Below are 13,109 nucleotides of genomic sequence, written 5' to 3' on the forward strand. Positions count from 1 at the left end.
TACTATTGCTAACACCTTCTCGGGTTAACCATCATGTTACTATATCATATTTTTATTGTCCACTAATACCAAAATTCTAATTATATTGAGTTATATGTATCTTTATCCAGAGTACCTTCACTATTATCGATAATCAAGGTAATTGTTGCATCACCTGTAATATTAATGGTCGTACGTAACATATCTAATATCCTATCAATTCCAGCGATTATAGCAACCCCTTCAATCGGTAAATTGATCGAAGACAGTACCATAGGTAGCATTATTAAAGAAGCTCCAGGAATGCCAGCTCCACCTATAGACCCGAGAGTTGAGGTAATAATGATTACTAAATAATCATGCAACGCTAAATCTACACCCATCATTTGGGCAAAGAATATAGTGGTAAGAGCTAAATTTATTGCAAACCCATCCATGTTTATCGATGCACCAAGTGGTAATACAAAAGAAGTGCTAGATTCAGATATACCTAGTCGTTCACGACAAACTTGCATAGTAGTAGCAAGCGTTGCTTTACTACTAGAAGTAGAAAAGGCAAGCACTTGATATTCTAGACTTTTTCTATAAAAAGGTAATGGTGATATTCGACAGAATAGATAAATTAACATGCCAAAAATACCATATTGACATATCATGGCAATAACTACCGCAACAACTAATTTGGACAAGCTAATCATTACATCAAAGCCCTGAGTACCAACTATCCAAGTCGTTAAAGCAAATGCACCATATGGAGAAAGCTGAATGATCATTGAGATCATTTTTAACACCACTTTTGATAATATATGAAATAAATTCTTAATTGGTTCAGCACTAATACCCATTTTATTTATCACAAGTCCAAAAAATATTGCAAAGAATACAATTTGTAAAACATTAGAATTGGCAAATGAACCTACTACATTCTCAGGCACAATACTTACAAAAAAGTTAAGTATGTTAAAGGATTTTTCTTGCGGTATAGTTTGTGCAACATCAAAGTTAATATGTACACCATGCCCTGGCTTTAATATAAGAGCAACTGTAATACCAAAAACTACGGCAAAGAAGGTCGTGCCTAAGAAAGCTGCAACCGCCTTTAACCCTACTCTACCAAGAGAAGCAGGGTCATTCATACTAGTTATACCCGCTACTAAACTAAAAAATATTAAAGGAGCAATAATCATTTTTATCAAACGCAGGAAAATATCTCCTAGCGGTTTTATGTAAGATACATATTCAGGAAAATATATACCAAACACTATACCTAAGATTAACCCCAATGTAACTTTTTTCCATAATTTCATTATTATACTTAATTAAATTAAAGAGTGTTTTAAACTTATTTTGCTGATTTCAGGTGAATGTCTATAATAAAAACTAGCTGTACTAACTAATTACAACTCTTTTTACCATAATTGAGTAAATCTTAATTCTAATAAACACTCTCTTAAAATTAGATACTTTGAGTTACCCAGTTTAAGTACGCCGGTAGCCCATCTTGAATGTCGAGCTTTATTATTTGAGGAAGATCATAATTGTGTATATCAATAATCATCTTTTCTATTGCATTGTAGTTATCAGACTTGGCTTTTACTACAATACGAAATTCTGGTACAGAAGATATCTTACCTTCCCATTTAAAATAGCTGACTATATTGTCTACTTGTATGCAAGCAGCTAGATTTGCTTCCAACAAACTAATGGTTAGTTTGTCTACTACTTGCTGGTCATCGGTCGTAGTTAAAATTACACAACATCTTTGTACCACTTATACCTCAACAAAGCAATTAGGTGTTTCAAATAATTTGACTTTTGTAATAAAAAAGGAACTATTAGTAAATAATTTTGGCAATATATCCAACTTTAAGTGTAATGCTATATTTTCTGCCGTTGGATTTTGTTGCATATAATATATTTTCTGACCAGTCCAATCACATATTTTATCTCCTATCTCTTTATCATTTTGATGTAATATAATATTATGATCAAAATTATCATCTATCCAGTTTTTTATTACTGATTTTAGGTAACTAAAATCTACCACCATACCAAGATTATTGGTAACATCAGATCCAGCGGTAACTTCAAGGACATAACGATGACCGTGTAAAAATTGACATTTATTCTTATGCCCGATCACCCTATGAGCTGCATCAAATTCAATTTTACGAGTACATTTTATCATAATTTCTTCTTCAGTATCTTATATTACCCAAAAATATTTTGTCAGCAAGGGTGTAAACGTTATTGTGAGAAACCACTTTAGTGGCGACAAAGCAATCCAAATTTATAGTAATTTTGGTGATTATATATTTTCCCCTATATCAACCAGGATTACACAAACAGGAACAGCAGGGAAATGCCTTTTTAATCTTTCAATATCGTAAACAAGCTGTTCTCGATAAGAAACACCTGTTGACATTTGTTGTTGTAAACTATGACATGGTACTATTTCTAGCCCTACATCAGCCTTATCTTCATTAAAAAAATATGAGAAAAAGCATTATTTAATTCTTTTGGCGAATAAAGCATTTTTCCTTTGCTTGTTTTCTCTTGGCTGACCTTATTTTTCTTTATGTCATTTATCGCTTTTATTGATTCATGAACTTCTTGAAAAATTTTAGGATAATCAACTTGTAAAATTTATCTTCCCCCAAGATGAGAATATTCATAAACTATTTTCATATTATACTGTTTCAGGTTCATAGACGGGTTTATTCATTTCTCTAACCCTAATAATTCCGTTTAATGTTTCTTTAATTCTTTTTCTTGAAATATTTACATATTTTTTATCTATTTCTGCACCTATACATTTTCTGGAATTTTTTAGACTCGCAACAAAAGAACTACCAGAACCAACAAAAGGATATAAAACAATATCATTTTTTTTGGTCATTGATAAAATCAACCTTTCAACTAAACCGACAGGAAATTGACACGGGTGTTCCGTTTTTTCTATATGATTACTTTTTACATTTGGAATATCCCAAACATCTGATGGGTTCTTACCTTTTGGATTGCAAGACAATTCCCCTTTTTTGTTACCTTTAAAATATTTTTTATTAGGATATTTTTGAGGTATCCTAACAGCATCTAAGTCAAAGTAATAATTGTCGGTTTTACTAAACCACATAATAGTTTCATGTCTTCCAGAGAATCTTTTTGAAGCATGTAATCCATGTCCAAAATGCCAAATAACCCTATTTCTCATTTTCATTTTTAATTCTGAAAATATAGGATATAATAAAATATCTAAAGGTATTACTTCTCCATTTTCTACATAATTACCGACCTGCCAACAAATATGTCCATCATCTTTTAGCACTCTATAACACTCATTGATGACTTCTTTTTGCCAATTATAATATTTATTAATATCTAATTTTTTTTCGTATTCCTTACCTATGTTATATGGCGGTGATGTTATTATTAAATTTATACTGTTATCTGAAATCTGTTTTAATAATTTCATACAATCACCTTCAAATAGAATTGCTTGATTATTTAAATCAAAACTATTTTTTAAGATATTATGTTCTTGTTTTTGACAAGGCAATTTATTCACAAATTCACTAAAACTATAATTCTTTTCCTGTATTTCAGGTACTCTAATTGCCTCTTGTGCCATATTCTAGAAAGTTAAAGTTTTTTATAAGTTAATTTAGTATTAGATAAGTTACTTAGAAATTCAACAAATATTCTTTCGAGCAAAACCTATAGCTTTTAGATATTCGCATAGTTTGGTAAAAACTGGTTTTGGTAAAATATTTAGTGTAGAAATTTCAATATATTTATCATTTTTTAATTCAAAAGAAAAAGATGGTGATTGAAATCTTGGTCCATCAATTTCCCTAGCAATTTTTATAAAATTACCTATTACATGACTGTTACAATAATCATACTGATCAATCATTCTTTTTGCCAGCCTATTAATATATGTATCACTTTTGGATGTATAGCTAAGTGCAAGAGCGTTACTCATCATCAATCGTTGACGATGAGTAAAAGGAATATCTGAAGATAGAATAAATTCAACAATAAAATTAGAACGCAGTGTTCTATCAATATTCTTATTATATTGTGCAAGCATTACGACCAAAGCAATTATACTAATTGTTGTGGTATCTGGTTGAATTAAGATAGGTCTAATAACTTCTGTATAATTTTTGATATTGCAAGTAGCCTCGTCAAAATTTACTAATGTCTTGATTCGTTCATAAATAATATCTTTTTGCTGTTCTTCTTCAGGAAGGCAATCAAATCTAACACCTTCTTTTAAACCATAATTTGAAATTATTACCTTTTCTGGTGAAAAGACATTTAACATAGATTGGGCCACTAAAATTGCATTACCATGAATTTTTGACTTGTATTGTGTTTTCAACATATTAACATGAGCCAATCTTTCAAGATATAGTTCAAATTCCTTACGGTTTATTTCAAGGTTATGTAAGTTTTTAAGAGGGTAATGAATAAATTCCATATAAGAACGCCCCATTAATCTTAAAGCCCCTCCTATTAAATATAAATTTGGGCAATGTAATCCTTCAAACTCTTTCTTAATCATTTGACTAATTATATCAATATTGTCAAAGTGAGTATTAGTGACTAAATTAGTGGTTATGCTAGTAGTGATTAGGCTAGTGCCTAAAGGTAGAGACTTTAAAATACCCACCTTTTTATCTTTGATTTGGACAAGCTCAAGACTGCCACCCCCTAAGTCTGCTGCGATACCACAAGCATCATTAATACCAGAAATTAACCCAGCAGCTGTAAGATAAGCTTCACGTTCACCAGAAATAATTTCAATATCAATATTAAACTCTCTCTTAACTATCTCCCTAAATTCTTCAGCTCTTGGATGTCCTCTAAGTACAGCAGTAGCAACGCATTTAACATCTGTGACTGATAACCTATCAAAAATATGTACTAAATATTGTAGTGACAAATATGCTTGATGCTTTACTTCCAAATTATCTAGATTAAGTAAATTAATAATATCACTTTTAAATTTATCATTAAAAATTTCTGGAGCTCCAAGTCTATCACATTCATAAACTACAGCTCTTACGGCATTATACCCAATATCAATAATAGCTGAACGCATAGATATTTATCTTATTTCTTACTTAAAAAAATTAATCTTCTATAGTAGTAGCATCTGTATTGCTAGAATCTACATTCTCTTGTTCCTCATTTACATTATTTTTATTTGGATCATAAGGTTTTTGAGTTGGAATAAATGTAGGGGGTAATAGCCTATTTGTAAAGAACTTATCTTCATAATACTTAATTTTTAAAGATTTTATAGGCGGGAAAGATTCAATTAACACGATTTGCTCATCTTTTGGCAGCTGAATTACTTCTTGAGGTAAAAGCAGAGCTCTTGAAACTTGTGATACATTCTGCGTTCTTGTTGAAATATTAAGATCAAAAAATATTGGTTTACTATATGATCGTTGTTCAACTGTTTTATTACCAACTAGCTGAGATATTAAGTTAGCTGTTTCATAGTTATTAGCTGCAAAAGTAATACGATATGTAGAATTTGACAGAAACGAATTCATACCAGCATCCTCATAAGTTCCTTTGAGCTGTTGAGTATCTTGGATAATCAAGAATAGGCGAACTCTATATCCCCTGAAGAAGGCGATACCAGCCTTAAATGTTTCCATTTTTCCTAAAGTAGGAAATTCATCAAGTAAGAACATCACACCATAAGGCTCTTCTTTTAGATCAGGCATTTTACGACTTAAAAATTCTGTAGCTTGCTGGTAAAAAACCTGCATCAGTTTTTGCAAACGTTGTATGTTATCAGGAGTTAGACCAACATACACTGTTGTTTTAATCTTTTTAAACTCAAGTATATTAAAGTCAGATGAGGCAGTAGCAGCATCAATAAGGGGATTTGCCCATAATTCTAAGGAGGAGTTCATTGTTGAGATAACACCTGAACGTTCTTTATCTGCTTTTTGTAAAAATGCTGCTATATTCATATAGGCAACAGGATGTATTACTTTGCCTAAAGTATCTAGAACTACTGCTAAATTATACACTACGTCATCACTACGCATTGTTCTTACCACTTCGCCAAAAGATTTAGTTTTTGTCGGATCAGCAATTAAGTATAGTACCACACCGAGAAATAAACTGCGTGCCTCATTATTCCAAAAATCTTTTTCAGGCATAATCAGATTTGAGATTTTTTGTACGTCATCCACCATTTGACCTGGTTTGGTACTTACCCAATCTATCGGATTGTAACAATGAGTTATCCCATCAGGATTTGATGGCTCCCAAACAAAAACACGTTGCCCTTGTTTTTGCCGCCACCCACTTGTAAAACCATGATTCTCTAGCTTAATATCATGCACTATTATAGAATGTTCCCAAAATAATAAATTGGGAATAACAAATCCTACACCTTTACCTGAACCGGTTGGAGCAAAAAGTAAAGCATGTTGAAACCCATCAGCAACAAAATACCCACCACTATTAGTACCAAGTAACATACCATGTTTTGCACGTAAATTAGCTCTACTTATATCATCTTCAGTAGCCCAACTAGCATCACCATAAACTTTTTCTGCCTGAGTAAAAAATTGTAAACTTTTTATTCTTTTGAAATTCTTCCAGTAGAATATGATCACTATAATTGTTGGCATAGTCAGGGCTAGTATTAACTTAATTTTCAAGTAATTATATGCTTGAAGATCTAATTGTGACCATACACTAACTAACCAATAAAACCACTTATAAGCTATGTCTATGGCTACTAAGTCAATATTTAGGGCTCTAGTTTCGTTAGTAATAAATGCAACTATCGCTCCACTTACCCATATCGTACAAAATATTACCAATGGGTGTATTATAGCATGCCCTAAAATGTTACGAGTAAGTTTTTGTATTTTATGCCATTCCATCGTTAGCCTTGCCTATTCTTACTATAGTATATTTCTGAGACATATCTTTTACCGCCACTACCTCGTTTTAATTGTACCACAATATCGACGACCGCTAATATATATTTTTTTACCTCATCCGGTGGCATACCTAAACTAGCTTGCATAACCATTAACTTAAGTTGTTCTATAGCCATGGCTGGTGTATCAGCATGTAAAGTAGATATAGAACCAGGATGCCCTGTATTAATGGCTCGTAAAAAACTAAATGCCTCAGCTCCCCTAAGTTCACCAACAATAATTCTATCAGGTCTTAGACGTAAACACGCCTCAATCAAATCCTGAGTAGTAACTTTTGCACGACCTTGCCCCCCTTTTGAAGCTAGGAGATGTAATTTATTAGGATGGCTTGTTAGAATTACCTCTCGTGCATCTTCCACAGTAATTAATCGCTCACTACTTGGAATTTCTGCTAAGGCAGCGTTAGTAAAGGTTGTTTTACCAGTTGATGTTCCACCACTAATAATAATATTTTTCTTAGAAATTACCGCATGCCGAATAAATTCTTTAATTTTATTTTCTTTCAGATAGTTGTTTAATACTTCTTCATTCTCGTCAATCAATTCCCCTGTAGATGTTGAATCAAAAGCTCCCATCTTGTCATATTGATCTAGCGTAAGACTCATTGCACTACCTTTCCTGATAGCATAGCCAACATAACCCGGTTCACAAGCAGGAGGAAATACTACTTGAATACGGTAACCATTGGGTAATGAGGCGGAAAGTAAAGGTCTTTCTTCGGAAATTATCTGATCAGTTGACTGAGCTACTAACCTACCAAGTGATATAAGATGTTCGAAATCAAGCTCAGGTACCAATTTACAAAATTGATCTCCTTTCTTTTCAACCCATACTTCTCCTGGTTTGTTTACCATGATCTCATTAATACCATCTTCTGCAAATAATTCTTTAAATGGTAATAAAAAAGTCTCTAATGCCGCAAAATTATCACTCATTTTATTAATCTTGATTTTCTTAGTACAGCTTGAGGAAATTTATAATCTTTATTAACATAAATTTTTATTAACGTACCTTGATCTATGGTAATAGTTGGTTTAAATGCCTGTTGCTTCATCATATCTTTCACAGTATTGCTAACATCCGTAAATGCTTGTTTTGAAGCTGCTTGTGCCTGAGTTGGAGTGCTAGCATTTGCCGTACTAGATAACAAACTAGCTGCTGCACTAGTTACTGCACTCATTAATGCTATAAGTCTTTGACCAGGTTGCGAGCCAGTTGGATTACGAGCAATATTGCAAGCCTGCATCATTGAAATATATGCCGTTGAGCTTTTATCAGTAATGGCATTCATCACATTAGTACATATCTGTGCAATTTTAACATCCTCAGTACCGGAACTATTATTAATACTTTGTGCCAAATTCTGTATATTAACAGCGATAGCAGTATTAGCAGCAGTAGCTTGTGCATTAACTGGCGGAGCTACCACTTTGTCAAGAGCATTGGCAAGTACAATATTAAATGCTGATGATAATACAGCATTGGTTAACCGCTCTTTAAATTTATTATCTACTCTTCCTTGTTCGCCTGGTCTTCCAAGATTATCAACAGCCAAAGCATCTAAATTAATGGTATAACCGCTTGATAGATCAATACGATTCCATATTATGGAAATTCGACCATACGCTCCATCAGTACCAGTTGCATAAACACCAAAAATCTTTGACCCTTTAGGAATTAAAATAATTTTCTCCTTTTCAGAGAATACATCTCTGCTAATTATTGCTCTTATTTCTCCACCTAAATCACTATTAATAGCGGTCTCTAATACTGCTTCCATTATCTTGCCACGAGCAAGAACAAATGCCATATTTCCCCGATCTTGGAAATTTGCTTCTTCGGCAATTTGATCCGGTGTTTTTTTCTCTGGGACTCCTGCAATTAATACTATAGCAGATTTTCTCTTTGCTTCACGACGGTTCTTTTCCTCCTCACTTTCAGTTAATTTCCCAGGAAGAGCTGTTGGCGTAACGGAAGGAAGAGTAACTTTGTCAGCACTATTATTCTCTCCAGTAGGTAAAGCAACTTGAGGGAGAATAGGTTGTGGAGGAGGTGGTGGTGGTGGTGGACGCTCCGCAGGGGCTTCAAGCTTAGGGGCTTCTGGTAATTTTGGAATTTCTGGTATATTTTTAGAGTTATCTTGTGTCGGTTTAGTAATATCGGTAGGTGCTGACGGAGCTACTACTACCTCCTCTGGTTTATTATCACTAATAAAAAGTTTAAAAAAAATAAATATAAAAACAGCAGAAATGACAAGCAAAATCGCAATACTTTGCTTAGGATTAGTGGCAACTTTTGATAGCTCATTTTGAACTTCTGGTATATCTTGTTCCTCTGCACCAGTTGCATTGACTTGAGAAGTAGTATTATCTTGTTCTGACATGTTAAATTAATATCAATTTATAAAAAAAATCATCTATAACTAACCCAAGAAGGTTTTAGCTGGATAATGTTTGTCATCCCCGCTTCGGTGAGGAATCTAGCCCCCGCACCGAAGCAGGGGTGACACCTACTTACTATTGTCATTCCCGCGTAGGCGGGAATCTAAAAATAGAGCCAAAAAAGCCCTGAGATATTATAGATTTCCGCTTACGCGGGAATGACAACTTACAATTGCTTCGTCGTGCTTTAGCACTCCTAACAATGATGCAAGGTTTACTATAACTAAATGCCAATCGATTAGCACTAACAATAAAATTATTGTAAAGTACTAAAGGTTTTCTTAGGATAATAAAACCTAACTACATACACTAAATCCTTTTCGCGTCCTTCTTCCAATTCTTTGGATACCACATCGAATTGGTAAGTTCTTTTATTAGTTATTATAGTCATATTTGTTCTAATGTTTTTTTCCAACGGCTTAATGAACAATCTGTTTGCCAACGGAGTCATTTTCCAAGCATATGACTCTCCAAGAACAATATTTTGTATTTCCTCATTTTTGGCAAATTCTATACTTGACTGAAACCCAAAATGCAGAACTAATAAATAAACCTCATTAGGATTATGTATATAAGTTTTAATTCTGTTATCAGTAGTTATTGCCAGGTCATCTAAATCATTACCTACATGCATATTACTTGTATCAGCATTGGCAATAACCGAATGCAATAATATTATTGCTGTAAAAAGAAGTCTAGCTATTATCATCATCTACCCTGTAATCATTAATTTGAAAGCCTACTGGATTAATATCTCGGTCTATATCTGTTAATTCCATTGGAATATATGAAAAACTTACCACTGCTATTTTATTAAAAACCTTTCTATCACCTGCTGTTTCATTAATAGAAAACCTAATCATATATTTATTTTTATTTTCTTGTAAATTTTCTTGTAATTTTGACCAAGATTTAATTAGTAAGAAAGTTGTGTTATTTTGACCATACATTAAAACTGGATCTATATCTTTATTTTTTATGTAGCCAAGATAGTTATAATATACTGAATTTGAAGATAATAACCTAACCCTTCTACGTGCTTCAGTATCAAAATCAACAGGATTATATGTTTCCCTAGCTATTAAATATTTTTTAATAAAATATCTTGAAAGAGCATCATTGCCACTTAATATCTCCGAAGATATTGGATTAACAATCGTTGCCATACCTGTACTATTATCAATTTGGATAACAAAAGGGCTAAACTCTCTTGAATTTATCACTATAGTTACCGCTGCTATAGATGCCATTACTAAAAGTATCAGTAATATAGATATTACCAACAAGATATTACGCTGTACAATGATTTTATCAGATCTTTCTTCGTACCAATTCCTAGTAATTTTAACAGAGTTACCAGACTGAACATTTTTAGGTTCTATCGTAGGATTGGTAGGTGATTTCAGTGTATTTAATATATTAGCTAATTTAAACATTGTGATTATAACTTATTTCATTTTGTAATATAACCTGAATTCGATATAACAAGTTATGGTAAAATCTGTTATATCTATAAATATAGCAGATTTTTCTGCTCCACTAATAGCTGTTTTCATTATTTTTGCGATATTGCTTATTTTTTATTCCATAACTAGTTAATATAATAATCCTTGTCACTACAATTATACACTAATTTGCAATGTACACTAATAGGATTTTGAATAAAATTTAATATTACTTCTTACCACTACCAAAGGAATAAATTAATTTACCTATCAAGGATTCAATATTAACCGCCGACTGAGTGTATTTTATCTGCTCACCTATCGCCAAATTTTCTTCAGACGAACCTGGAGTTACAGATATATATCTACTACCAAGTATTCCACCTGTAACTATTGCTATACTAGTGTCTTTAGGTAACTTTATATCGTTATTGATGCAAATCGTTAATAAGGCAAAAAAACTACTCTTATCTAAAGTTATATCAATTACTGATCCGATTTTTACACCAGCTAACATCACGTCACTTCCCCTGACTATCCCTTCAGCGTTTTGAAAATTTGCTTTAAGCATATACCCAGATTCGACTCTTGATGAGTTGCCAATTTTATAAGCAAAAATAAAAAAACCTATAGCAACTACTATTACTATAAAGCCAACTAAAGTTTCTATAACATTCTGTTTCATTATTTTGATTCACCTAAATTTGATTCGTCTAAAGGTTGCCACCTACTATATTCGGCTTTGGTTGTCTTGTTTTTTACTATCTTATGCGACAAGCTAGTACCAGTGATATTAGGAAGATAATCTTGTTGCCAGTCAAATTTATCATTAGACCTCTTGCCTAACTCTACTTCTGCTGGTAATTTGTACGTCGATGCGGTACTCGAATCCTCACGTACACTAGAGTACGCTGCGGTTCTGCGTTCCGCGTCTCCTTCAAATTCCTCAGCATAAGCGAGTTTTGCAAGAGGTCTATTATTGATTGGCACTTCATTGATCATATAGTGCAGCCAAGCATGCCACATAGGCGGAACTTTTGATGCTTCTACTTTACCTTTATAAACCACCTGTCTTCTAGCTTGACCTAAATAATCAAGCTTTTTACTTTCGTAATATTTGTTACCAAATTGATCTTTCCCAATTTCCTTAGAGAAAATAGATATAAAAAAATTATCTATGAATGACATTTGAGCATTTTTATAGCAGTTTCTTTTCCTTTGACAGCCAGACTATCGGCTATCTGATTTCCCTTATTATTACCATGACCTTTAACCCAATTCCAGATAATAGAGTGTTTACCTAGTTCGTCGTACAATTTTTTCCATAAATCAACATTCTTGATAGGATCATTGTTGTTTTTATGCCAGTTATTTTTTACCCAGGTGTTAATCCACTGAGTTATTCCAAGCTGTAAATACTTACTATCTGTATAAAGTTCTACACAGCATGATTTTTTAAGAACTTTTAACGCTTCAATTGCTGCTGTCATTTCCATGCGATTATTAGTGGTGTGTAGCTCATGACCAAATATCTCCTTACAAACTCCATTAAATTGTAACAATGCCCCCCAACCGCCTGGTCCAGGATTACCTGAGCAAGCTCCATCAGTATATATAACAACTTTAGGAATACTCAAACTATTTTGTAGAATAGTTTGCAAATTGGTTTTACAAAAAGGTATGGTACTCATATTCTTGCCTCTTATTTTATATATAGTCAATTGATGAGAAGTTGGGGACGTCGTCCCACAACTGTTGAAAGTTAGAAGGTAAAGCGGGTTTTAGATAGGTTTTCTGTCATTGCGAGACCACGCAAGTAGGTCGTGGCAATCCATCTTTGGTTACTTTTATGGATTGCTTCGTCGACCTAAGGTCTTTCTCGCTAATAGACGTTGACCACATACGATTTTTAAACTATTCGGTCTAAAACCTCTTCCTCTTCTAACTTTCAACAGTTGTGGACGTCGTCACTCGTCGCTCACCTATTACTTATAGGCGAGTCCCATCATTCCTGCTACCCAATTCTCCTGAAATAATTGTATGGATCTACCCTATATACAGAATGAGAAGCATATGCTAATCTTCTAGGATAGGAAATGAATCCTAAACAACAATAAGGAGGTTCATATGGAAGTTACCACAATTGGTATAGATATTGCAAAAAACGTCAATTCGGGATAAGGGATAAGAAAAAATAAAGGAGATATAGGAGTTGCAAGGAGTTAATGCCTGTGATAAATGTTTTTTTGGAAAAAAAA

Annotated in this window: 13 protein-coding genes and 1 pseudogene; all 14 read right to left on the reverse strand. The window is 33.1% G+C overall.

Annotation, left to right across the window (positions count from 1 at the left end; genetic code table 11):
• Nucleotides 1-80 precede the first annotated feature (80 nt).
• A complete protein-coding gene (locus tag RiCNE_RS00630; RefSeq protein ID WP_094648708.1) occupies nt 81-1,286 on the reverse strand; it encodes a dicarboxylate/amino acid:cation symporter in 1,206 nt (401 codons plus the stop codon).
• Between the two features lie 149 nt (nt 1,287-1,435).
• Nucleotides 1,436-1,750, reverse strand: coding sequence for a divalent-cation tolerance protein CutA (gene cutA / locus RiCNE_RS00635; protein ID WP_094648709.1), 315 nt, complete (start codon nt 1,748-1,750; stop codon nt 1,436-1,438).
• Nucleotides 1,751-2,167, reverse strand: a complete 417-nt coding sequence (locus RiCNE_RS00640) for a 6-pyruvoyl trahydropterin synthase family protein (RefSeq protein WP_094648710.1) — start codon at nt 2,165-2,167, stop codon at nt 1,751-1,753. It lies immediately after the preceding gene.
• A gap of 120 nt (nt 2,168-2,287) precedes the next feature.
• Nucleotides 2,288-2,467: pseudogene (locus RiCNE_RS07750) on the reverse strand (hypothetical protein); the annotation flags it as partial.
• Between the two features lie 201 nt (nt 2,468-2,668).
• Nucleotides 2,669-3,610, reverse strand: coding sequence for a DNA-methyltransferase (locus RiCNE_RS00650; protein ID WP_094648712.1), 942 nt, complete (start codon nt 3,608-3,610; stop codon nt 2,669-2,671).
• A gap of 60 nt (nt 3,611-3,670) precedes the next feature.
• Nucleotides 3,671-5,089 carry a Ppx/GppA phosphatase family protein gene (locus tag RiCNE_RS00655; protein WP_094648713.1) on the reverse strand — a complete coding sequence of 473 codons (1,419 nt, stop codon included), beginning with the start codon at nt 5,087-5,089 and terminating at the stop codon, nt 3,671-3,673.
• A 31-nt stretch (nt 5,090-5,120) separates the two neighbouring features.
• Entirely contained in the window at nt 5,121-6,905 is a 1,785-nt protein-coding gene (locus tag RiCNE_RS00660) for a type IV secretory system conjugative DNA transfer family protein (protein WP_094648714.1), read from the reverse strand.
• Between the two features lie 2 nt (nt 6,906-6,907).
• Nucleotides 6,908-7,900, reverse strand: a complete 993-nt coding sequence (virB11, locus tag RiCNE_RS00665) for a P-type DNA transfer ATPase VirB11 (protein WP_094648715.1) — start codon at nt 7,898-7,900, stop codon at nt 6,908-6,910.
• Nucleotides 7,897-9,348 carry a TraB/TrbI/VirB10 family type IV secretion system protein gene (locus tag RiCNE_RS00670; protein WP_094648716.1) on the reverse strand — a complete coding sequence of 484 codons (1,452 nt, stop codon included), beginning with the start codon at nt 9,346-9,348 and terminating at the stop codon, nt 7,897-7,899. Before RiCNE_RS00670 ends, virB11 begins: the two co-directional genes overlap by 4 nt.
• A 314-nt stretch (nt 9,349-9,662) precedes the next feature.
• Entirely contained in the window at nt 9,663-10,115 is a 453-nt protein-coding gene (locus RiCNE_RS00675) for a TrbG/VirB9 family P-type conjugative transfer protein (protein WP_192866910.1), read from the reverse strand.
• Nucleotides 10,102-10,842, reverse strand: a complete 741-nt coding sequence (locus RiCNE_RS00680; RefSeq protein ID WP_094648718.1) for a VirB8 family type IV secretion system protein — start codon at nt 10,840-10,842, stop codon at nt 10,102-10,104. Before RiCNE_RS00680 ends, RiCNE_RS00675 begins: the two co-directional genes overlap by 14 nt.
• Before the next feature lie 238 nt (nt 10,843-11,080).
• Nucleotides 11,081-11,536 (reverse strand): outer membrane lipid asymmetry maintenance protein MlaD, encoded by a 456-nt coding sequence (gene mlaD, locus RiCNE_RS00685; RefSeq protein ID WP_094648719.1) that lies wholly within the window; start codon nt 11,534-11,536, stop codon nt 11,081-11,083.
• On the reverse strand, nt 11,536-12,039 hold the full coding sequence (locus RiCNE_RS00690) for an NADH-ubiquinone oxidoreductase subunit NDUFA12 family protein (RefSeq protein WP_094648720.1): 504 nt from the start codon (nt 12,037-12,039) through the stop codon (nt 11,536-11,538). The genes mlaD and RiCNE_RS00690 overlap by 1 nt, the downstream gene beginning before the upstream one ends.
• A complete protein-coding gene (gene rnhA / locus RiCNE_RS00695; RefSeq protein ID WP_094648721.1) occupies nt 12,027-12,542 on the reverse strand; it encodes a ribonuclease HI in 516 nt (171 codons plus the stop codon). Before rnhA ends, RiCNE_RS00690 begins: the two co-directional genes overlap by 13 nt.
• Between the last annotated feature and the right edge of the window lie 567 nt (nt 12,543-13,109).

This window comes from Rickettsia endosymbiont of Culicoides newsteadi (genome assembly GCF_002259525.1).
In the GTDB taxonomy this organism is placed as follows: Bacteria; Pseudomonadota; Alphaproteobacteria; order Rickettsiales; family Rickettsiaceae; genus Tisiphia.